The sequence below is a fragment of the Pectobacterium peruviense genome (assembly GCF_003312355.2).
GTDB classification, from domain to species: Bacteria; Pseudomonadota; Gammaproteobacteria; order Enterobacterales; family Enterobacteriaceae; genus Pectobacterium; species Pectobacterium peruviense.
In genome coordinates, this window is the sequence record NZ_CP161826.1 from 190002 (window position 1) to 212927 (window position 22926).

The 22926-nt window shown below is 53.2% G+C and carries 21 protein-coding genes; 14 read left to right on the forward strand and 7 right to left on the reverse strand.

Translation table 11 applies throughout. The features are described from left to right. The first annotated feature begins 23 nt into the window (after positions 1–23). The 7 genes from DUT67_RS00875 (at position 24) to DUT67_RS00905 (ending at position 6934) form a co-directional block, all read left to right on the forward strand. Positions 24–878 carry a DUF2971 domain-containing protein gene (locus tag DUT67_RS00875; RefSeq protein ID WP_113632492.1) on the forward strand — a complete coding sequence of 285 codons (855 nt, stop codon included), beginning with the start codon at positions 24–26 and terminating at the stop codon, positions 876–878. A 299-nt stretch (positions 879–1177) separates the two neighbouring features. After that, positions 1178–1453 (forward strand): type II toxin-antitoxin system HicA family toxin, encoded by a 276-nt coding sequence (locus DUT67_RS00880; RefSeq protein WP_113632537.1) that lies wholly within the window; start codon positions 1178–1180, stop codon positions 1451–1453. Next, positions 1450–1812, forward strand: a complete 363-nt coding sequence (locus DUT67_RS00885; protein ID WP_113627053.1) for a type II toxin-antitoxin system HicB family antitoxin — start codon at positions 1450–1452, stop codon at positions 1810–1812. Before DUT67_RS00880 ends, DUT67_RS00885 begins: the two co-directional genes overlap by 4 nt. A gap of 375 nt (positions 1813–2187) precedes the next feature. Beyond that, on the forward strand, positions 2188–3375 hold the full coding sequence (locus DUT67_RS00890; RefSeq protein ID WP_113632491.1) for a sugar transporter: 1188 nt from the start codon (positions 2188–2190) through the stop codon (positions 3373–3375). A gap of 43 nt (positions 3376–3418) precedes the next feature. Then, positions 3419–4321 (forward strand): CDF family cation-efflux transporter FieF, encoded by a 903-nt coding sequence (gene fieF / locus DUT67_RS00895; RefSeq protein ID WP_113632490.1) that lies wholly within the window; start codon positions 3419–3421, stop codon positions 4319–4321. 207 nt (positions 4322–4528) lie between these two features. After that, positions 4529–5491 (forward strand): 6-phosphofructokinase, encoded by a 963-nt coding sequence (gene pfkA, locus DUT67_RS00900; protein ID WP_113627051.1) that lies wholly within the window; start codon positions 4529–4531, stop codon positions 5489–5491. Positions 5492–6004: 513 nt separating this feature from the next. Beyond that, complete coding sequence (locus DUT67_RS00905; protein WP_113632489.1) at positions 6005–6934, forward strand: LysR family transcriptional regulator; 930 nt, start codon at positions 6005–6007, stop codon at positions 6932–6934. Here the strand turns inward: DUT67_RS00905 and DUT67_RS00910 are convergent. From DUT67_RS00910 to DUT67_RS00925, 4 genes are all read right to left on the reverse strand, one after another. Then, positions 6921–7613 (reverse strand): DUF6250 domain-containing protein, encoded by a 693-nt coding sequence (locus DUT67_RS00910; protein WP_223254621.1) that lies wholly within the window; start codon positions 7611–7613, stop codon positions 6921–6923. The two genes, DUT67_RS00905 and DUT67_RS00910, sit on opposite strands and share 14 nt — an antisense overlap. Before the next feature lie 35 nt (positions 7614–7648). Then, positions 7649–10423, reverse strand: a complete 2775-nt coding sequence (locus DUT67_RS00915) for a Tat pathway signal sequence domain protein (RefSeq protein WP_113632487.1) — start codon at positions 10421–10423, stop codon at positions 7649–7651. 4 nt (positions 10424–10427) lie between these two features. Continuing rightward, on the reverse strand, positions 10428–12698 hold the full coding sequence (locus DUT67_RS00920) for a TonB-dependent receptor (protein ID WP_113632486.1): 2271 nt from the start codon (positions 12696–12698) through the stop codon (positions 10428–10430). A gap of 85 nt (positions 12699–12783) precedes the next feature. Further along, on the reverse strand, positions 12784–13791 hold the full coding sequence (locus tag DUT67_RS00925) for an ABC transporter substrate-binding protein (protein ID WP_113632485.1): 1008 nt from the start codon (positions 13789–13791) through the stop codon (positions 12784–12786). Positions 13792–14234: 443 nt separating this feature from the next. Here DUT67_RS00925 and DUT67_RS00930 point away from each other — a divergent pair, with 443 nt between their 5' ends. From DUT67_RS00930 to aguA, 7 genes are all read left to right on the forward strand, one after another. Continuing rightward, a complete protein-coding gene (locus DUT67_RS00930) occupies positions 14235–15110 on the forward strand; it encodes an energy transducer TonB (RefSeq protein WP_113632484.1) in 876 nt (291 codons plus the stop codon). Positions 15111–15120: 10 nt separating this feature from the next. Next, positions 15121–15837 carry a MotA/TolQ/ExbB proton channel family protein gene (locus DUT67_RS00935; RefSeq protein ID WP_113632483.1) on the forward strand — a complete coding sequence of 239 codons (717 nt, stop codon included), beginning with the start codon at positions 15121–15123 and terminating at the stop codon, positions 15835–15837. A gap of 1 nt (position 15838) precedes the next feature. Continuing rightward, entirely contained in the window at positions 15839–16240 is a 402-nt protein-coding gene (locus DUT67_RS00940) for a biopolymer transporter ExbD (protein WP_113632482.1), read from the forward strand. Positions 16241–16260: 20 nt separating this feature from the next. Then, entirely contained in the window at positions 16261–17871 is a 1611-nt protein-coding gene (locus DUT67_RS00945) for an ABC transporter permease (protein WP_113632481.1), read from the forward strand. Between the two features lie 17 nt (positions 17872–17888). Further along, positions 17889–18647, forward strand: a complete 759-nt coding sequence (locus DUT67_RS00950) for an ABC transporter ATP-binding protein (RefSeq protein ID WP_113632480.1) — start codon at positions 17889–17891, stop codon at positions 18645–18647. Between the two features lie 601 nt (positions 18648–19248). Next, the gene (gene aguB, locus DUT67_RS00955; protein WP_011095743.1) at positions 19249–20133 is read left to right on the forward strand and encodes an N-carbamoylputrescine amidase; all 885 of its coding nucleotides are present in this window, start codon (positions 19249–19251) and stop codon (positions 20131–20133) included. Between the two features lie 3 nt (positions 20134–20136). Next, positions 20137–21240 (forward strand): agmatine deiminase, encoded by a 1104-nt coding sequence (aguA, locus tag DUT67_RS00960; protein ID WP_113632479.1) that lies wholly within the window; start codon positions 20137–20139, stop codon positions 21238–21240. Between the two features lie 135 nt (positions 21241–21375). Here aguA and DUT67_RS00965 read toward each other — a convergent pair whose 3' ends face one another. The 3 genes from DUT67_RS00965 to tpiA all read right to left on the reverse strand — a co-directional run bounded on the left by DUT67_RS00965 (position 21376) and on the right by tpiA (position 22911). Continuing rightward, positions 21376–21690 carry a BrnA antitoxin family protein gene (locus DUT67_RS00965; protein ID WP_113632478.1) on the reverse strand — a complete coding sequence of 105 codons (315 nt, stop codon included), beginning with the start codon at positions 21688–21690 and terminating at the stop codon, positions 21376–21378. Beyond that, positions 21677–21967 (reverse strand): BrnT family toxin, encoded by a 291-nt coding sequence (locus DUT67_RS00970; RefSeq protein ID WP_113632477.1) that lies wholly within the window; start codon positions 21965–21967, stop codon positions 21677–21679. Before DUT67_RS00970 ends, DUT67_RS00965 begins: the two co-directional genes overlap by 14 nt. A 176-nt stretch (positions 21968–22143) precedes the next feature. Then, a complete protein-coding gene (gene tpiA, locus DUT67_RS00975) occupies positions 22144–22911 on the reverse strand; it encodes a triose-phosphate isomerase (protein ID WP_113627040.1) in 768 nt (255 codons plus the stop codon). Positions 22912–22926: the final 15 nt, after the last annotated feature.

Genomic DNA, 22926 nt, shown 5'->3' on the forward strand with positions numbered 1-22926 from the left:
ATAATCACAAAAGGTATAAAAATATGAATGTTGATGTTGTTGGTGATTTAGATGATACGGTGAAACTACAAAGGTACATGAACTTTGCAAAATTTATTTCATTGCTTGATAAAAGAGAAATTTTTTTATGTAAAACATCTTTGTTTGAGGATAAATTAGAAGGTGGATTTACGGTTATTGATGAGATGCTGAATGATAGTTTTGCCGCTCAACTTGACGATATAGTTAACAATTTATTACCTACGGTTAATCAACAAACTCCAGAAGAGAGACAAAAGAGAAATAAAATTAGTGCTGATGTAATGAAGTATACTGATGAAGCACCGTATCATACTGTTTTCGGGGACATCAATAGAAAGGATTTTAGTTATCAGGATCTTCATGAAAAAATGAAAGATTTCATTGATGTAAGCTGCTGGCATAGTAATGAAAGAGAAAGTATGGCAATGTGGAAAATCTATGGAGAGGATGATTTTTCTGTTTGCGTCATTACTGATGTTGGCCGCATAAAAAGAAGTATAATTGAAAAGGATGAGTATAAGGTTTTAATTGCTAAAGTAAAATATCTAATTTATGAAAATGAACATTTTGAAATAAAACACATGCTTGCTCAATATATGCATAAAACAGATTTTTACGCTTATGAAAATGAAGTAAGAATCATAGGATATAATCCTGATTCTAATATTTATGAGGAACGAAGGGAGCCAGGTACATTTATTAACATTAATCTCCAAGAACTGATACAAGAGATCAGAATATCATCGACATCTCCCGATTGGTTCTTCGATCTTGTCAGTTCAATATGTAAAAAATTTTCCTTAGATGTGAAGGTTTGTAGGTCAGGAGTGAATATTAGACACTCTTATTATGGCTAAATGATATATATGTTGCTCATGTGAGTTCACCAAACCAACTAGGTTATGAAAAACCCCGCAGCCAAATGCGGGGTTTTTGTGTCGATGTGGTCAATGTGTGGACATTGTAAGAAACAAATCATTATGTTTCATATCGATACAGGGATATATTGCACACCATCCCTGTCTTTTCGCCCTCCATGATGGAGGGCTTTTTTTTTGCCTTTTTTAACGTCAGATAATGCACTATGACTTCATTATTTGACTTCAAAAAAATGATATCTATAATGACTTCAAAAAGTGACAGCATGGAATCGGCAATGCAGGGGAAAATAGCCAGTCTACGAAAAAAGCAGCGGGAAACTCTGAGCCAAATTTTCAAAACACCCGTGCTTTCAGGTGTTAAATGGTCAAATATTGAGTCACTCATTACTGCATTAGGTGGTGAAATTAAGGAAGGTAGCGGGTCACGGGTGCGATTTTTATTGAATGGAAGCATCGCCCGATTCCATCGTCCTCATCCGTCACCGGATACTGATAAAGGCGCACTGGTTAACCTGCGTGAATGGTTGGAAAGTATAGGAGTAAAACCATGACTAAAGCACTTAACACACCAAATACGATGGTTGTTTCCGGCCAACCGGCCATTATCAGTTACGTACCGGAAATCGGTATGTTTCGCGGTAAGTTTATTGGCTTATCCGGCTACTGTGATTTTGTCGCCGACAGTATTCATGGGCTGAGAAACGAGGGCGAAATTTCGCTACGTGAATATCTGGAAGATTGTCAGGAAAATGGCATTGAACCTTACGAACGTGAAGAGAAGGTGAAAACGTTCACTCTCCGTTATCCTGAATCATTCGGGGAGCGGCTGACCATTGCGGCTGCTGAGCGCCAAATTTCAGTGAATACGTATATTGTTGAAACGCTGAGTGAACGTATGAAACAGGCTTAACGATCTCGCTCTTCGGCGGTTTTTTGCATAGAAAAAACGATGAAAGCTCGTATTGCACCACGAAATTTCTTGATGCAGCCATGCTTTCCCGACAGAGAACAGGATAAACGCGGAGTTAAGAAGAGCACGAAAAAAGACAGCGTAAGGGAGTGGTAACGCGTAGAATATGACCATCAAAAATGATGCTCATGAATGTTCCTTTACCTGTCTTCAGGCTTTTGGCTGACATCCTCATAAAAGCACGCTGAAACACCATTGGCCGCTCGCCATTACATGGCGATGTCATACTTTCCCTGTACCATTGCTTCACCGCGTTAGCCTCTGCTATGACAGGGGGCGGCGCATTCTTTTATTTTAACTTTTGATATCAATACCATGACCCGTTCTCCCCGTTCGACCGCCTGGTTACGCGTCGTCAGCCTTTCTCTGGCGGCATTCATTTTTAACACCGCTGAATTTGCTCCTGTTGCGCTCCTGTCAGACATCGCTGCCAGCTTTTCCATGAGCGCCGCGCAGGTTGGGCTGATCATTACGATTTATGCCTGGGTCGTTGGGCTGATGTCGCTGCCTTGCATGCTGCTGTCCAGCGATATGGAACGGCGCAGCCTGCTGATCAAAATTTTTATCCTGTTCGCCATCAGTAATGTGTTGTCCGGTCTGGCCTGGAACTATTGGGTGCTGGTCATGGCTCGTATCGGTGTGGCGCTGTCTCATGCGGTGTTCTGGTCGATTACGGCATCGCTTGTGGTGCGCCTGGCACCTGCGGATAAAAAAGCGCAGGCGTTGAGCCTGCTGGCGACCGGAACAGCGCTGGCGTTGGTGCTAGGGTTACCGCTGGGGCGTGTCGTTGGGCAGTATCTGGGCTGGCGTGTAACGTTTGTCCTTATTGGCCTGATCGCTGCGGTGATTATGCTGGGTCTGATGAGGCTTCTGCCTGTGTTGCCGAGCAGTAACTCAGGGTCGTTGAAGAGCTTACCTCTGCTGCTTAAACGCCCCGCGTTGCTGTGTGTGTACGGCCTGACGGTCATGATCGTGACGGCGCATTTTACCGCCTACAGTTACATCGAGCCGTTTATCCTGAAAGTGGCGTTGTTGAGTGAAAACTTCACGACCATCCTGTTACTGATTTTTGGCGGTGCCGGAATCATTGGCAGCATGTTGTTTAGCCGCTACAGCAGCAAGTATCCTGCCGGCTTCCTGATTGTGTCGTTCGCGTTTTTGGCGGTGTGTTTGCTGCTATTGCTACCTTTGTCATTCAGCGGATGGAGCTTGTCGACGCTGTGTATCGTCTGGGGGATCGCCATTATGGCGCTGAGTCTGGGCATGCAGGTCAAAGTATTAACGCTGGCATCGGATGCAACCGACGTGGCGATGGCACTCTATTCGGGGATTTATAACATCGGGATCGGCGGCGGCGCGCTGCTCGGTAATCAGGTGATTGTCCATCTGGGGCTGCCAGATATCGGTTACATGGGGGCGGCGATGGCGATACTGGCGACGGTGTGCTGTATTTTTACGTTTGTTCGCTATTCCCGTGTGCTAAAAACATCATTAACGAACTGAATCCGGGCAGCGACCCAGACGATCTGTTTTCTGTGAGGGCATGATGAATCCACACTATGCGCGTCTGGTGACGCTGGCGGCGGTGAGTGCAACGGCCGTTGCACTGGTGCTGTTTGTGATGAAAGTGTTCGCCTGGTGGCATACTGGTTCGGTGAGCCTGCTGGCATCGTTGGTTGATTCGCTGGTGGATATCGCCGCATCGCTGGTGAACCTGCTGGTGGTGCGCTATTCGTTGCAGCCAGCAGATACTGAGCATGCGTTCGGCCACGGTAAGGCGGAATCGCTCGCTGCGCTGGCGCAGAGCATGTTTATTTCCGGTTCGGCGCTGTTCCTGATCCTGACGGGGCTACAACATTCGCTGGAGCCTCAGACGCTGCACGCGCCGGAAGTGGGCATGTGGGTGACGCTCATTGCACTGGTGGTTACGCTGCTGCTTGTGTCGTTCCAACGCTGGGTGGTCAAGCGCACACACAGTCAGGCGGTACGGGCGGATATGCTGCATTATCAGTCCGACCTGTTGATGAATGGTGCCATTCTGGTGGCGTTGGCGCTCAGTTGGAAAGGCATTACGCGCGCCGATTCCCTGTTTGCATTAGGTATTGGCGCCTATATTTTATATAGCGCGTTACGCATGGGGTACGACGCCGTGCAGTCGCTGCTGGATCGCGCACTGCCGGATGAAGAACATCGTGCCATTGCTGAGGTGATTGTGAACTGGCCGGGTATTCGCGGGGCACATGCGTTACGCACCCGACGTTCTGGGCCGACGCGCTTTATTCAGCTGCATCTGGAAATGGATGACGCCCTGCCGTTGGCTGAGGCGCATCAAATTGCCGACGATCTGGAGCAGGCGTTACATAAACAGTTCCCTGGTGCCGATATTATTATCCACCAGGATCCGGTTTCCGCCGTGCCGGAAAATCAGCGTGGCAGGTTGACGGTGTAGTTGACTCTATTTTCAGCACTTTATGTTAAAAACGTGATAGGCCATGAAAATTTATGCACAATTTAGCCTGACCTGAATCAATTCAGCTTCGGGTGTTTGTTATAATATGCTAATAAAAGAATAAGGCGTTGCTGCCTGCGTAACAGCGGCGGTGAATTTACGATAGAAGAATCCTGCAAAATTACATCTACAAGTCCAGAGGTTGTCATGATTAGAAGAATCGGAGTGTTGACGAGCGGTGGCGATGCACCAGGTATGAATGCGGCAATTCGAGGTGTGGTTCGTGCTGCACTGTCGGAAGGGCTGGAAATCTACGGCATTTATGATGGCTATCAGGGCTTGTACGAAGATCGCATGGAGCAGTTGGATCGCTACAGCGTATCGGATGTGATTAACCGGGGCGGTACGTTCCTTGGTTCTGCGCGTTTCCCACAGTTCCGTGATGAAGCGGTGCGTGAAGTCTGCGTGGAAAACATGAAGAGACGTGGTCTGGATGCGCTGGTGGTTATCGGCGGTGACGGTTCCTATATGGGTGCCAAGCGTCTGACGGAAATGGGTTTTCCCTGTATCGGTTTGCCGGGTACGATCGATAACGACGTGGCGGGCACTGACTACACCATCGGGTACTTTACCGCGCTGGAAACCGTGCTGGAAGCGATTGACCGCCTGCGCGATACCTCCTCTTCTCACCAACGTATTTCCATTGTTGAAGTCATGGGACGCCACTGTGGTGACCTGACGCTGGCGGCAGCGATTGCTGGCGGCTGTGAATTTATCGTCCTACCGGAAGTGCCGTTCAGCCCGGAAGATCTGGTTAGCGAAATTAAAGCGGGCATCGAGAAAGGTAAAAAGCACGCTATTGTGGCAATCACCGAGCTGGTGTGCGACGTCGATGAGCTGGCGAAATACATTGAGAAAGAGACGGGGCGTGAAACCCGTTCGACCGTACTCGGCCACATTCAGCGCGGCGGTTCGCCGGTCGCGTACGACCGTATTCTGGCTTCCCGCATGGGTGCCTATTCTATCGAGCTGCTACAGCAGGGCTACGGTGGCCGCTGTGTCGGTATCCAGAATGAAAAAATGGTGCACCACGACATCGTTGACGCCATCGAGAACATGAAGCGTCCTTTCAAAGGCGACTGGTTAGAGACGGCGAAAAAGCTGTTCTGATCTAGGAAAGTTGATGTTTTCGCTGAATGGCGGCTACACAAGTTTTGCTGGTTTTGCCGTTATCCGGCGTAAAAAATTATGCTGAGGAGATAGCTAGCTTAGGATGAGCCGCATGGACGCGGCTCAAGCTTGCGCCACGCAGGGAGCGTGTCGCAAGCGGTCCGTAAAGCTGGGTATCGACGAAGGCACCGCTTCAGCGGCATAATTTCCGCCGAAAGCCTGGGGTCACGGGGCGAGCGGCGTTTGAGCCGTCCCGTGTCGGGCGCGTGCTACGAGGTAGCATGAGAATAACGTCATTATCGCGCACGAAACGATTCCCCAGGTTATATAAAACATATGATCAAGAGACAGCACTAAGTGGAGATGCTATCTCCGTTGCTTCCCCCCATTACATCAACCGCCTTAGATATATAACCAGTGAGCATATAAACAGCGGTTTTATTATTTTTTCTGCGCGACCAGACCTGCTAGCCTGCAAATTCCTTCCGTTCTGATGACACACCCATTGCCGCCATGAATATCGATCTTCGCCAACTGCGCCATTTTATTGCCCTGATTGAACATCGCAATTTTACGTCTGCGGCACAGGCTATGAAGCTGTCTCAATCCGCTTTCAGCCGTAGTATTCAGTCGCTGGAGCAGACCATCGGCACCCGCTTGATCGATCGCATGAACCAGTTGGAACCGACGCCGAAAGGGCTGGTGGTGCTGGAGCATGCACGTCGCCTGATTAATCAGACGCACGATCTGTTTAACGATATTCAGCAGTTCAATGAGAAAGAAGCGGGCGAGGTGAATTTTGGTTGCGGTCCGGCACCCGCTGCGTGGCTGATGCCGCAGGTGATCGGGGCTTTCTCTCGGTTGTACCCTAAGGTGAGGATGGTCTTTCGCGTTGATAACTGGCAGGCGCTAGGCCATCGGCTCATGGCCGAAGAACTGGATTTCATTGTGGCGGATATGCGCAACTTTGAATTCGATACCCGCTATCGGGTTCAGCCGCTGAGCCAGCACCGCTGGGGATTTTGCTGCCGTAGCGAGCACCCGTTGGCGGCGCAGGAAGAGATTACCGTCGAGCAGTTCTTTTCCTATCCGCTGGCGGCAACGATCCGCCCACCCAACCTGCACCGTGCACTGGTGCAACTGAGCGGTAAGCTGGATATTCGCACCAGTATTGAGTGTGAAAATGGCTACAGTCTGCTGGACGTGGTGCGCCATTCTGATGCTATCGGGACGACCAATCATTTCAATGAGCCCGATCGGCACGGCATTCATATGTTGAAGATTGCGGGTCTGGACGACAACACCGACGAATTTTATACCCACTACGGCATTATTTATCTGGCAGACGCCCGTCTGTCTCTGCTGGCACGCAAGCTGATCGACGCCTTCGTGCAGGTCGATGGTGACCTGCACGGCGCGCCAGCGTCGCTTACAGCGGGGTGATGCTGAACTCACTGATTTCCTGACGTGAAAATACCGTCCTAAAGCCGAAATAGCCCGGAGCAGGCGTATTTGGATAGCTCGCGTGGAAATAGAGCACATCATCGACCCAGAAACGTGTTTCCCGCCGATCCACTTCTATCACGATGCGATAGCGATGATTAGGACGCAGCAGATGCGCGGCATCGGTGTATTCACCAAGCAGCAGGCGCTCGCCGTGGCCATCGTAATAGCGAAAGCGCGTGGTGCTGTTCCAGTTGCCGCCCATACCGACATAGTACAAGTTCAGGCTGTCATATTCGTTGAGCTTACCGTGCCGGGTAAACAGGTTTGGGTGATGCAGGTCGCGTGCAGCCCAGAACTGATTGAGGTCGGACACACGGTCATAAGGCCGATCCGCGACCTGAATCTCCCGCGTGAAGGCGATGCGATAAGTACCCGAGAGCGGGGCATCCAGCCAGAGTGTTAGCCCTGCGGCGCTCTCCAACGTCAGACGCTCTGGCGTGCTCTGGATCGCCGTGCGATCAGGATCTTCCTGCTCGACCTGCCACTGTAGCGGCTGACCCGCGGAGTCCGTTGCCCAGATAAGCGCCGAACGGTGCGGGGAATCGATAATGTCACGCGTATCGTTTACGTGGGGTGAGAGGAGGAGCGTATTCTCAGTACAGCTAGGGTCAATCATGGTGATGTCCTGTAACGTGCCGTCGGGTAGCGGCATTAAGAAGAAGGAGGAATGTCATCCAGCACGGCCAGTAGGGCGATGGCGGTTAATCCCCACTGGGCAACGGCGTTGGTCGCCAGATTGGTCGCGGTGGTACTGCCGGAATGTTTATCAATGGTGGAGTCAATCACCGGCTCGTTGATCGGGGAGAGCACTTCAGGGGGCGTCAGGCGTCGTTGCGTGAGCGTCGGGTTGGCAATACCGCCGCTGCCCGCGGTAAATTCTGCCCACGCGCGCTGCGCCAGCGTACTGTCATTCAGTTGTCGTGCGGCAAAGGCGGTCAGTCGGGCATGGCCTTGAGCCAGATTGAGCTTTTTCACCGTTTTACCTACGGCGGCGCTTAGTGAGACTGGATCGTTATACAGCCGACAGTAGTCGAGCCACGCCCGTCTAAAGTCGGGATCGGGCAGCACCTCAATCAGTTCGCTACAGATTTCTGTCAGACCAAACACTGCGCTGAGGTGTGAGATTTCCACCTGATCCGCAGGAGCGGGAAGAAATCTGCCGGTATCGGGATCGATGGCGGCGCTGCCCGTGAAAAAACCGTGCGGCTGGGCTGCCAGCGTCTGCATGCTGTTGAGTAAGCGTTCGCGCATCGCGGGATCGCCGTGGCGTTCCCATGCAGTGAGCCACGCGGCGGCGACCGCACCCCAGTCGGTGCCGAAACCCAGACTGATATGGTTTGGGTTATCGGGATGCGTCTGGCCGATTTTGCGGCCCGGTAGCACCGTGCCTAGCGTGCGCAGCGCCTCAACTTGTTCATCCATCAGTTCACCGATGCGCTCATCGGCGGTGAGGTAATAGAGAAAACGGCGGTTGGCGACGGTAGAAATACGCAGCTGTTTGGCGCTGTCGCCCCAGTGACGGACATTGTGTCGAGACCCTAACGGACTAAAGCGTCCCAAATGGTGCACGTCGACCTCACCAGTGTGGCGCGTCATGGCTTCCGCCATACGAAACACCTCGGCGCGCCCGCTGTGCAGGAAGTAATACCAGAGCCACAGATCGGTACTCAGCTCTGAGTTATCCCACGCGTAGCCGCCCACGTCATAACGCCAGACGTGACGGTCACTGTCATAGGTATGCATGACGTCACCGAAATCCCAGAAGCCATACCATTTTCGCTGCTCGACCTCCTGCTGGTAGGCATCGAAGTATGCCCCCAACTGCTTCTCCAGACTGGTTCGTGCAGGTGTTGCGGCAGAGGCGGGCGCCCACATCGATCCAAACGCCTGTGCGCGGTACAAATCCTGTGCATCGGCCACCAGCAGCGGCGGTTGCTGCATGCATCGTGCTCGATTCACCAGATTTTCCGCGCCGGGCGTCGCGGGCAGAACATCGATAAACAGTTCACTGGTGCGCGCTACGCCAACTGCGGAGCCGAAGCCCGGTTCGTAATCTTCATAGGTGATCGCCAGCCCTTCACGCTGTTTGTCATGGGTATCCTGACCCAAGCCGTCATGATAAAAGCGCATATCCATCGGTTCCGCCCACGGCGACCACAACCACAGCGTGACGGTTGCAACGTCGGTGTGGGCATTTTCGATTTCCAGACAGGCGGGATAACTCTGCCAGAAGTTGCGTAGTCCGAACGCCACGCCGCCTTTCGGCGTGCCGAGATAGCCGACGCCTGCCGCCCGTTCGCCCGTGGCGGAAAGCAGCCAACCCTGTCCAGCCGCGGTGCGTTTGTGGATCTGGAAACCGTCGGGATGGTGCTGAGTCAGGCGGTAGCTGCCAAACGCGGGGATGTAATCCAGCCGTTTGCCGACCTCCGGTGAAAACTCTGCGATCGGTGGCGTGGCTTGCCCGGCCAGCTGTGCTGCGATAACGGCTGTACCGGGATCGCGACGTAGCCCGCTTAGGCCGCGTACCGCTTCACGAAAGAGCCCGCCCTGATCCGAGACGAAGCGGACGTGCCGATCGTACAGTTCCCCCTGTAGTGGAATGTCGAACGCCAGCCCAAGTCCTTTCAGGCTAAGCTGTTCGTCATCATTGTCATAGATCAGAGTGTGTATTACGCGCAGCGAGTCGGTATTCGCATAGCTATACAGCCGGATAATAAAGGGGATGTGCGTGACCCCTTGCTGCTGTGCGTGATGCGTGCCGCGTAGCGCAATCACCGTACGTTGTGGCCCGCTTTGCTCCACCGTGACCGTGTCGATCACGCCCTGATACGTGTCCTGCGTCAGCGTACTGTCCGTCTCCGCCCCTCGCTGCATGCGCAACACCAGCCTGCCGTTGGTTAACGCCAGCCGCTCATCTCGCCAGACTTCTTCGATCAGACGGGAGCCCGAACGTGGAATTACGCAGCGAATATGGCCGGTATTGACGGTCCAGCCGCGATCGTGCTGGCTAACCATCCCGACACCCGATGGCGCGCCTGCTTTGGCTGTTGGCCGCAAAACGAGTGTATCTTGTGGCGGTGTGTCGCCGCCCAGAGCATGCGCTGACCATTTAATCGATCCATCCGGCCAGCGCGCCAGCGGCCAACTTTGCAGATCGTAAGCTTGCTGTTGTGCATCATGCAGTTGGAAATCGCTATCGCCGCGTACGGCCCCCTGCGGCCAGGGGACGCCCCAGGTGACGCCACTGAAGGCGTGAGGCACCTGTCCGTCCAGCCAGCGCAGGCTGACCTGCGGTACGGTATCGCCTGCACGGTTGGAGGCCGAAGTGAGAGGTGCGGCGACCGCAGGTTTCCAGAACGGAGCCGACAGCGCCAGCAGCGTACTGTCGCGCAGGAAGCGTCGGCGTGAGTAGGTCATTTTGTTCATCACATCAGCCCTTGAAGTCGTAGCCGACGGATATGCCGACCATGCGCGGCTCGCCAATCACGCCCGTTGTGGCGCTGGAACCTCTGACGGAGCGGTAGTAGTTTTTATCCAACGCATTTTTTACCCACAGCGACACGTTCCAGCGGTTGTCGCCTTGCTTGCCGCTCAGGCCACTAGACAGATTCAGTACGCCATACGATGGAATGCGATTGCTCTCGGAATCATCGAGCGTACCGTAGGCCCAGCTCCTCCATGACCATTGACCGGAAACTGAGGCTTGCAGGTTATTTGGCGTATCCCATTGATAGCGCACGCGCGTGTTGTAGCTCAGCGTGGGAGATTTGAAGACGCGTTTTCCCGACATATCGCACGAGACGGCGGAGATTTCTGCCGGGCAGCGGGCGTTAGGGAAATTCAGGTAGCTGGTATCCAGAACAGTACCGGCGAGACTGATACTCAGGCCATCAAGCGGGCGTAGCGTCAGTTGGGATTCCCCGCCGCGTGAGCGGAATTTACCAGCGTTAATCAGGTAGCTGGTATCCGTTTCCTCGTCATAGGCGTTATTCTGGAAATCTTCGACCACACTCCAGAACAGTGCGGTATTCCACTCTACTTTGCGCTGTAGCCAGTGTGTCTTGACGCCCAATTCTGCCGAACGGGTTTTCTCTGGATCGACGTACAGTGAGTCTATCCCCAACTGCCTTGCAGCCCCGGACGATACGTTCAGGCCGCCGGATTTTTCCCCGTAGCCCACTGTGACATAAGGGGTGACGTTCGGTGCGGCGAACCAGTTCAGACTGACGGAGCCAGAAGGCAGGCGGTTGGTTTGCGAGAGTGGGCCGGAGGTAAAGTTTGCGCGGTTTCTGCGGATAAACGTCCCCTCTTTTTTCTCGTAGGTTTGTCGCAAGCCTACAATGACGTCCAGCTTATCGGCAGCGTGCCAGGTTCCGCGGCCATAGGCGGAATAGACGGTGTCATCTAACGTGCCAACGCGTTGGACATTAATGTTCCGATAGCCACTGCCTACCCACGTCTGGACACGGCTATCATTGTAGTAGCGACTGTTTGCCTCGGTATCGAGGTTCTCTCCCCAGTAATCGACGCCCAGCGAATAATCGAATTTATTGCCTTTGGGTGAGTCCAGCCAAAAGCTTTGCGACCAGACGCGATCGCGCACGTCAGCACCGCTGTCGTGATAGAGCGGAATATTCCAGTTATCCGCCGTGCTGGGTAACACACGGAAATAGCGCAGTGATGACAGTGAATTGACGCTATAACCGCTTTTCAGTTTCCAGTTGGCTTCTACCGAGCCGCCGCCTTGTGCCACGCGAATCACGTTTTCGTCATCCATCGCGACCTGACGACCCCCGACGACCTTGAGGCCAGTCTGTTCCGCACGGGTGCGGAATGCGTCGGTTGCACTCACCAGAACTGAAACGGGACGTTGGGTGGAATCGCTGTAGTCGCCGGTGATTCTGAGGCTAAAGCTGTCATTCGGCTGATACAGCAACTGGCCGCGCACGCCGTTATTGGTGCTGCCCCCGAGCTTATGGCCGTTCTCGATATTCGTGACGTTTCCGCCGCGTTCAGTTCGGGACAGATTGATGCGTCCCGCCCAGTGGTCGCTGAGCGGCCCAGAGGCCATCAGTTTGGATTGCAGATAGCCGCGTTGTCCGAACGATTGCTCCAATGAATATTCGGGCGTGAAGGTGGGTTTGCGGGTGCGAATGTCAATCGCGCCGCCGGTGGTATTAAAGCCGTAGGCGGCGCCCTGTGGGCCTTTCAATACACGGGTGCTGTCGATATCCAGCAAATCGTTAGAGATGACGCCGGGGCGGGATAAGTAGACACCATCGACAAATAGCCCCACGCTGCCCGGCATACCGATGTTGGTGCCGCTCTCGCCACCGTCGCCAATCCCACGGATGGTGACGGTAGTATCCATCACATCGACAGTGTCGACATCCAGCCCTGTCACGAGCTGTGACAGCTCTTCAAAGCGGTATATCCGCTCTTCTTCGAGCGTTTTGCCGTCAATTACCGATGCCAGTGTAGTCGGCGGTTGAACTGGCGCACGCTGAGCGTTCACTTTCACACGTTTCAACTGCACGGGGGCGGCGGTGGTTGCCTCGGTTGGTGGAACGTTATTCGTTGTAATTTTCGGGTCGTCAGCTCGGGCTATAGCAGGAAGCGTTAAGACGCAGCTCATTAAAATGCCCGACGTTATTTTTCGTTGGTGTTTTTTTAAATACTGCTGGTGTTTTTTAAAATACATAGCTTCTTCCGAATGTCGTCAATAGGCTGCCGATTGCCGTGAATATCACGGCAATACGTGGGTTATAATATTTGGGGGGGATAAGTTACTGCGTTGCTTTTAGATAAGAATCATCCAGCCATTTATCAACATCAAAAGGTTGTCGAATAAGGCGCGATTCATAGGCCAATGTGACGGCACGTTTTAATTTTTCTACGAAGGCGGGATCCAATTCTGGCGAAAGACGCTCAGTTAATGGCGGCAATGTATCCCATTCGACGCGTAATATATTTTCTGGGTAACCTGATTGAGTAGCTAAGAGTTGAATAAATTCATCTTTATTTTTGTCGTCGCTAGCCCAGTTTGCCGCTTCTCGCTGAACTTTGACTAAGCGGCGAAGAATATCCTCGTTGCCTTTGGCAAATTTCTCATCGACTAACAGGAAGCCGCTGAGCTGACCCGCACCGTTCAAATCGCGGCTGGATAGTGGAATGTCTGCCAGCCCTTTATCCCGCAGTGAAAGCGTATTGCTGCCGCCCCAGGTGGCATCAATCTGTCCGGCAGCCAACGCCGCGCTGGCCGCTGCGAAGTCGAGATTGATCAGCTTAACGTCAGAGGGTTTCAGACCTTGCGAATCGAGCGCGCTGACAAAGGAAAGCTCGCCCGCCGTTCCACGAAAGAGCCCGATGCGTTTGCCTTTCAGATCGGGGATTTTCTCAATGCCGGAGCCTTTCGCCACCGCCAGATAGTGATTGATACCGCGTGATGCTACGGCGATCACGCGGGTATCCAGACCGCGCGAACGGCCAATAATGCTGGCTAAATCCCCCAGATAGGCCACGTCGACCTGATGGTTACCAAACGCTTCGTTAATGACGGGTCCCGCACCTTTGATGAACGTCCAACGCACGCTGATCCCATCTTTGCTAAACTCGCGTTCCAGCAGCTTCTGACTGTGGATGACATCGAGTAAGCCACCGCCGCTGGGCTTTGTACCCGCGCCAATGTCTGGCGCGGCAATACGAATCTCGGTGATCGCTGAGGCGATGCCTGACCAGGCCATACCCATTGCCAATAAGCTGGTTACTAACCATTTTCGTCCTGATGTCGTCATTATTTTACCCGCCAGTAATGAAATCGATGAATAGGAATTGTGTTATTGCGCCCGTTTCGAACGGCGTCATATCGTGTGCAGCACCACATTTAAAGGCTTGGCAATAAACTGACTAATACAAAAAAAGCATTATTATTTTTAGTAAATAGCTAAGTCAGTATTCATCGTCTATTTCATCGATATGCAACGAACGAAAAAAAACTATTCCAACTATGCATTAGCCTGTCGGTAATTTTTACCTTTAGTCTGAGTGTCGATTATTAACGTTATCGCCTTATTAAAGAAATAAAGAATGAAATGAATATCGATATGCAGATACATACGTTGACTTTATTAAGTAGTCGGGAAGAATCGATTATCCCAATGCTATTTCAGGCGACATCGTCATTGACACCTGCAACGTGAAATAGAGCGATAAAGATATATTGTCAGGAGCAACCATCATGACGGAATTACTCTATGCGGGAGCCGCGCCGATACCCCGGTCTTATTCGCCGGAACCAACGCCGCATGCTAGCCGAGTCAGTAGTGCAGTGCAGCAACGCTCACCGCATCTGAATACGACGCCCACGTCCCGACCGGAGCGCTGGCTGGCGGTGGGAGCGACGCTGTTATTGCACTCTGGGGTGCTGGCGTTGTTCAGCGTCGCGTCGCCGCCGCCCGTGACGGTGCCTGCGCGGCCGCAGCCTGTCAGCGTCGAACTGGTTTCTATGGTGGCAGAGCCTGTGCAGCAAGAGGTTGTTCCGATTGCCGAACCTGAGGTGCCGACGCCACCGCCGGTGGAGGAACCAACGATAACTGAGCCGCAGGTGGATGAAAATGCATTGCTGCCCCCTGTTCCGGAGAAAAAAGTACTGGAAAAAAAAGTGCTGGAGAAAAAACCTGAACCTGTACCGAAAAAGACGCCGGTGAAAAAGAGCACTCCCGCGCCTAAACCGACGGCGCAACCCCAGAAAGAAACAGCATCGGCAACGGCACCGATAACCCCCGCTCCTGTGGCGCAAAATGCAGTCGCGCAGCCCGTTGACGCACCGTTGACACCGCCGCTCGCCAATGCCGACTACCTGCATAATCCCGCACCGTCTTATCCCGACGTGGCGATTAGCCGTGGTTATGAAGGCACCGTGCTGTTGAACGTGCAGGTTCGTGCCGACGGCAAGGTACAAACCATTCGTATTCATCAATCCAGCGGCTATCCGTCACTTGATGAGGCCGCCAGAGATACGGTGCTGCGCTGGTCTTTTGTTCCGGCGCGTCGCGGCAGTCAGCCGGTTAGCGGCTGGGTCGTTGTTCCTGTCGATTTTTCGCTGAACTCATGAGGTATTGGTTATGACGCTTGGACACATTGAACTCTTTTCTGCGGAAGGCGCGGTGATCCTGTTGCTGCTGCTGTTTTCTCTCGTCACCTGGGGACTTGGGCTACTGAAGTTGGTCCAATATGGGCGTGCGCAGCGGCGCGATCGACGCTTTCGCGCGGCTTTCTGGCAGCAGGATGACGTCAGCCAGACGCCAGACACCAGCGCAAAACAGCCCGGTTCACTCGCTAATCTAGCGCTAGCTGCGGTTAAAGCGCCGGAGCGAATTAGCGGGCAGCTTGCTCTTAATATTCATTTGCCCGATCGGGTTGAGCGCGCGCTGCAACAGCAGATTCAACGCGAACGTCGTTCGCTGGAAAGTGGGCTGGCGGTGTTGGCCAGCATTGGCAGTACGTCGCCGTTTATCGGCCTGTTTGGCACCGTGTGGGGCATTATGGCGGCGTTGCAGGAAATCGGGCTTTCTGGTTCTGCCAGCCTCGACACTGTCGCAGGGCCGATTGGTAATGCGCTGATAGCGACCGGAGTCGGGATCGCTGTCGCGGTTCCTGCGGTGCTGATCTACAACTACTTTTTGCGTCGTCTCAAGCTGGCTGTCGCGGATATGGATGACTTCGCTCATGATGTCTACAGCGTGATGCAGGCGCACGATTTTCATGTCAGTACGTTTCACCCCAGTGAGGAGCCCTCGTCCGCTGCTTTCTCCGTAAAGAACCTGAGAGAGGTGGTCTGAGATGGCGTTTACCTCGCGTAATGATGACGATGTGATGAGTGAAATGAATATCACGCCGCTCGTGGATGTTATGTTGGTATTGCTGGTGGTGTTCATTGTCACCGCGCCGATGCTGACCAATGCCATTCCTATTCAGCTACCAAAAACGGCGGCGGTGGCCCCGGTCGATCGTACCGATCCGGTTGTTATTAGCATTGATGGTGAACAGCGCGTCTTCATCAATAAAGAAAATCTGGCGCGGGAACAGCTGGTGCCGCGTCTGCAACAGGCTAAAGCGGGTAATGCGGATCTGGTCGTGCAGGTGCAGGCGGATAAAGAAGCGAATTACGGTGATGTCGCCGCGCTGCTGGCCGATGTCGAGCAGGCGGGGATTACCCGTCTCTCCCTGCTGACGCAAAAATAACGCTGCGGATACCGACGATCATGATGCCTAAATCTCCGCTGCGGATACGTTCCGCCCCTGATACTTCTCCGATCGCCGTTGCGCTGTCGGCGGGACATTCTGCGCTAGTCATTCCACTGATCGTATCGCTCGTCGTGCCGCTGCTGGTACTTGCTAGCTGGTGGCTTGCGAGTTGGCATGGGTGGATGTCTGAACAGATCCTGCCTTCGCCGCTGGCGGTGGTGGATAGTGCACGGGATTTTATTCCTGAAGAGCTGATTCACCAGTTACCCATCAGCTTGATGCGGCTGGTGATTGGTTTCAGCGGCGGCATCGTGCTGGGTCTGGTTTTGGGCAGTTTATTCGGTCTGAATCGACGGTTGAATGCGCTGTTTATGCCGCTATTTACCGTCATCGCGCAGATTCCGACGTTAGCCTGGATCCCGCTTTTGATGCTGTCACTGGGGATCGGGGAAGCACTGAAATTGGTGGTGCTGGTGAAATCGGTCACGGTGCCGGTGACGCTCTACACGTGCGCCGGTATTCAACAGACGCCACAAAAATTGCACGAAATGGCGCGTAGCCTGCGTTTATCACCGGCTGCCTTCCTGCGCTATCTGATTCTGCCTGCGATGTTGCCTTATGTGATGACGGGCGTTCGGCTGGCGTTTTCTACCGGATGGGTCGCCTTGATTGCGGTTGAGCTGTTGGCATCCAGCGAAGGGCTGGGTTACCTGTTGGTACAAAGCCGTCAACTGTTCATGTTGGATTTTGTATTCGTTTGCATTCTGATCATCGGAATACTGGGATTTGCCGGGGAACGTGTGCTGCTGAAGCTGGAGCGTCGCTGGATTCACTGGCCTGCGCCGGTGTTGGGGCGCGATAGCCTGAGTTATGCGCTGCCGAGCCTGTCGCTGACGCCTTGGCTAGCACCATTGATGTTGTTTGCACTATGGCAGATTAGCAGTACCCACGAATGGGTGAACGTGGCTTTTCTTCCCGCGCCGAGTAGCGTGGTTGACGCGCTGTGGTCGGGGTTGATTCAGGGAGGATTGTTGGCCGATCTCAATGCCAGCCTGCTGCGTGCACTACAGGGCTTTATGCTGGGAAGTGCAATCGGTGTGCTGGTCGGTGCGTTGCTCGGCGGCTGGCGCATCGCCGACAAGTTGTTTAATCCAGCGTTGTCCGCGTTGCGCTGCGTGGCGCTATTTGCCTGGCTACCGCTGATCACGGCCTGGTTCGGTTTAGGTGAGAGCGCCAAAATTGTGTTTATCGCTGTGGCGGCATTCTTCCCCGTCATGCTGGCGACCCGTCAGGGAATCGCCCAGCTACCACCTGCGTTGTTGGAAGTGGCGCAGGTTCTGCGTCTGACACCAGTACAGACGCTCCGCACGCTGATACTACCCAGCGTATTACCGCCGATGTTTTCCGGCCTGCGACTCGCGTTGATGCATGCGTGGACGGGGGCGATTGGCGCCGAGTATTTCATGCCGTCGGGAGAAGGATTGGGCGGCATGATGATTCGTGCGCAACAACTGCTTGAATCCGATCGCATCATGGCCGGTGTGGTGCTGATTGCGGTGGTGGCTGCACTATTTTCCCGGTTGATTACCTTGTCTGAACGGCGGCTGACCCGCTGGCGCTTTGCATGATGGCTAACGGAGGAACGATGTCCCTGCATTTTCAGCACATTACCAAACATTTTACCGTCAACGGTGCCCCGCTGACGGTGTTACAGGACATCGACCTGTCGCTGCATGCTGGCGAGCTGGTTGCGGTCATTGGTGCCAGCGGCTGTGGTAAATCGACGCTGCTGCGTTTGGCGGCTGGGATTGATACCACCGGACGAGGCCGTATTCTGATTGGCGATCGGCTTGTGCACGGCATTCCCGACGAGGTTAGCCTGGTGTTTCAGGAGCCGCGTCTGTTTCCGTGGCTCACCGTAACGGGCAATATTCGCCTCGGTATGCTCAACCTCAATCTTTCTTCTGCGGAAATTGCGCAGCGAATTGCACATTATCTCCAGATGATGGGGCTGGAAGACTTTGCCGATGCATGGCCGCATCAGCTGTCAGGTGGGATGGCACAGCGTGTGGCGATCGCCCGTGGGCTGGTGTCGTCGCCGCGCATTCTCTTGTTGGATGAACCTTTCGGCGCGCTTGATGCGTTGACCAAACAGCAGTTGCAGGAACGTCTGGCGGAGATTCGCCGACAAACGGATTTGACGATCCTGCTGGTGACGCATGATGTGGAAGAGGCCGTGTTTCTGGCGGACAGAGTGGTCGTCATGTCACCCCGTCCCGGTCGGATTAGCGCAATTCTACCAGTCAATTTGGCTTATCCGCGCGACCGAACCAGCACCGCCTTGTTGGAGCAACGCCAAGCGGTCAGTCAGGCGCTGCATCAGGCGGATACCGTTGAAGCCTGAGTGATCGCTTTCTTCCTAATCTTGAGCATCGACAGTCAGGCTGTTGATAAATTTATTTTGCTGAACGAAAACGGTAGTAACGGAATAGAAGAGTAAAGCGTTTGCGCCAGGGATGGCGCAAGCCGAGCGCACAGGGATGTGTTTACAGCGTCTTTACGATCTATCCGTTACTACCGCTCAACTGATTTTTACAGAAACTGCTGTGGAAAAGGCAGTTTTTTCTTTTCTGTCCGCCACGCGAGATCATTCATTTTCAGCATAGTGAAGTGCTGTCATTAACTGGCATAATGCGCATGTCATTCTCGGTCAATACCTTAACAGGGTATTCCTATTGGGTATGCGCAGGTGTGTTGGCCTATACTCGTCATACTTCAAGTTGCATGTACGTTGGCTGCGTTCACTCACCCGAATCACTTACTTAAGTAAGCTCATCGGATTCCTTCTCTTGCCGCCTGCCTGAAACTTGAATTATTTAGAGTAGACACTCGTTAAGGCCGCGCCGGTTAGTGCCGATGCATAATCGTGACCGAGAGAAACACTTATTGCCGATACTTGCCGGTGAAAAAGGGCGGGTATATATCGTTATTATTGAGGTTTTCGCATGAAAAAAGTTACCGTTGCCGCAACACAAATGGCGTGTTCCTGGGATCTGCCCAAGAATATCGAAAACGCTGAAAAACTGGTGCGACAAGCGCATGCAAAAGGCGCGCAGGTTATCCTGATTCAGGAACTGTTTGCCGCACCGTATTTCTGCATCGATCAAAGCCCAGAGCACTATGCGCTGGCGCAGGAGCTGGAAACCAGCCCGCTAATTAAGCATTTCTCCGCACTGGCGGCGGAGCTGAACGTGGTGCTGCCGCTGAGCTTCTTTGAGCGTGCCAATAACGCCTATTACAACTCGTTGGTGATGATTGACGCGGATGGTTCTGTGTTGGACGTTTACCGCAAAACACACATTCCGAACGGTCCGGCGTATCAGGAAAAGCAGTTCTTCATTCCGGGCGACACTGGCTTTAAAGTCTGGCAGACGCGCTACGCGAAAATCGGCGTGGGCATTTGCTGGGATCAGTGGTTCCCTGAAACCGCACGCAGCCTGGCATTGCAGGGCGCAGAGCTGATTTTCTATCCGACCGCTATTGGTTCCGAACCGGCTTACCCGGACATCGACAGCCAGCCGCACTGGACCCGCGTTCAGCAAGGGCATGCTGCGGCGAATTTGGTGCCGGTGATCGCATCCAACCGTATCGGTACGGAAGCCAGCAAATATATCGACGGTCTGGAAATGACGTTCTACGGTTCTTCATTCATTGCCGATCAAACCGGTGCGCTGTTGGCTCAAGCCAATAAGACGGACGAAGCTATTCTGGTGCATGAATTTGATTTAGAAGCGATTGCTGCTCAGCGTGCATCATGGGGCCTGTTCCGCGATCGTCGCCCGGAAATGTACGGCACCATTGCCAGTTCAGACGGCAAGACCCGGAGATAAGTGATGTCACAGTTAGCAACTCCTCATCTCACCACGCCACATCAGGATGGTTTTGCGATGCCCGCCGAGTGGGCACCGCATGATGCTGTGTGGATGATTTGGCCGTATCGTACCGATAACTGGCGTGAGCAGGGTGTTCCGGTGCAGAAAACGTTCGCGCGCGTGGCGGAAGCCATCGCCCAAAACACGCCTGTTATCATGGGCGTGCCTGCACGCTACATGGCGGATGCGCAAAAAGTGATGCCGGTGAATGTTACGCTGGTGGAAATGGAAAGCGATGACGCCTGGATGCGCGACACTGGCCCAACCATCGTGCTGAATCAGGCTGGTGAGCGTCGGGGTATCGACTGGCAGTTCAACGCCTGGGGCGGCGAGCTGGGTGGTCTGTATGAAGACTGGCGTCAGGATGAAAAAGTCGCGGCACAGGTGCTGGATTATCATCAGGCTGCGCGCTATGCCGCGCCGCTGATTTTGGAAGGCGGCTCGATCCATGTCGATGGTGAAGGCACGCTGCTGACCACGGCAGAATGCTTGCTCAATCCGAACCGTAACCCGCACCTGAGCAAAGCGGAAATCGAACAGTTGATGCGTGATTACCTCAGCATTTCGACGATTATCTGGCTGGAAGAGGGCGTGTACAACGACGAAACCGACGGGCATATCGATAACATGTGCTGTTTCGTGCGCCCCGGTGAAGTGGCGTTGCACTGGACCGATGATGAAAACGATCCACAGTATGCACGCTCCGTAGCGGCCTATGAGGTTCTGTCGGCAGCGCGCGATGCGCAAGGGCGTGAGCTGAAAATCTGGAAACTACCTGCTCCCGGCCCGCTCTATGCGACCATCGAGGAAGCACAGGGTGTGGACAGTGGCGATGCGGTTGAGCGCCTTGCCGGTTCTCGCCTAGCAGGGTCTTATGTGAATTTCCTGATCAGCAATCAGCAGATCATTTTCCCACTGCTGGATGAGAAGACGGATGATGTTGCACGCGATCTGCTGCAACAGATGTTCCCTGGCTACGTGATTAGCGGTGTGCCTGCGCGGGAAATCCTGCTGGGTGGGGGAAATATTCACTGCATTACGCAGCAAATCCCTACGGCGAAGTAACGTTCTCTCTTCTCTGATTGCGGGTAATCACGCTAGCCATGATTACTCCCCCTGCTAACATGATGCTAGCAGGGGAGCATCTCATCAGGGATAGTTTAAAAGGCTGGCTCTATGTAGGAGTGCTGAGAGCTCACGTCAAATTTTGATGTCGTTTGGGGAATGGTTTTTAAGCCAATCTGCCATCGCTGCATCCATGCGGGTTTGCCAACCTCTACCAGTAGCTTTGAATGCTGCAATAACTTCCGGTGAGTATCGAATACTTACTTGTACTTTTGGTGCCGGTTTAACGGGGCGTCCCTGTTTGCGCATGGCTTTCAATTTACTGAAAGGCATAAGCTGCATGTTCTCACCTTCAAGCGAGCGTGTATCAGGATCTTGCGCAATAGCTTCCTGAATTTTACGGTCTTCCTCATCGGTAGGGAGGATAGTACCCTGCTTAAGTTTTGGCATATTTTTCCACCTCCGCTTTAGTGGCTTTCCGCAAACTGATAATGCGGTAAATTTCTTCATCATCCCCATCGCTGTAAGTAAATACGACGACATAAATTCGGTTATTGAGGTAAGCGAGACCGTAAGTGATACCGATGTAACGATCTTCACTGTAGTTACCAAGAGAGTCAGATGCTGCAATCATTCGATCCCAATCAAGATGTTTAGCATCGGCTAAGTACACGCCGTGTTTTTGTTTATTGCTGTCATTCTTAATTGGGTCGAATATAATTTTCATTTATTTATTGTAGCTACAATAAATATGAAGTCAAACGTATAGAAACAGCCGAGTAAGCTGGCAGTGAACCTAGTGGTACTGACATTTGAATGGGATCAAAAAAGCCGGTTGGCGCAATAGCGTGAACCGGCTTTTTTATCAGACGAACATTTTTCCGTCTGTTTTTCGATAAAAACTTAGCCGCGTTTAGCGTCGGCTGCAGCTTTCACGATAACGGCAAAAGCGTCGGCTTTCAGTGATGCACCACCGACCAGCGCGCCGTCGATGTCTGGCTGAGTGAACAGCTCTGCGGCATTCGCAGCATTAACAGAACCGCCGTACTGAATGATAACTTGTTCGGCAATAGCCGCATCTTGTTTGGCAATGTGGTCACGGATGAATTTGTGAACAGCCTGAGCCTGTGCTGGCGTTGCAGATTTACCGGTACCGATAGCCCATACAGGTTCGTAGGCCACAATGGTGTTTTCAAACGCTTGCGCGCCCAGCGTATTCAGCACGGCATCCAGTTGACGTGCGCACACGGCTTCGGTCTGGCCTGCTTCGTTTTCGGCTTCAGTTTCGCCAATGCACAGTACTGGAATCAGGCCTGCATCTTTCAGCACACCAAATTTCTTCGCAATGAATTCATCGCTTTCTTTATGGTAAGTACGACGCTCAGAGTGGCCAATGATGATGTATTTCGCACCGATATCTTTCAGCATGTCGGCAGACGTTTCGCCGGTGAAAGCACCAGAAAGGTTTACGTCAACGTTCTGCGCACCCAGTGCAATGCGGCTGCCTGCCAGTTGGTGATTAGCCTGATCGAGGTAGATTGCAGGGGGGGCAATGGCTACGCCACAACCGTCAACGGTGCTGAGCTCTTTACGCAGGCCCGCGATCAGTTCGTTGACCATGTTGGTGCTGCCGTTCAGCTTCCAGTTACCCATAACTAATGGATGTCGCATCTTTTTTCCTCCAGC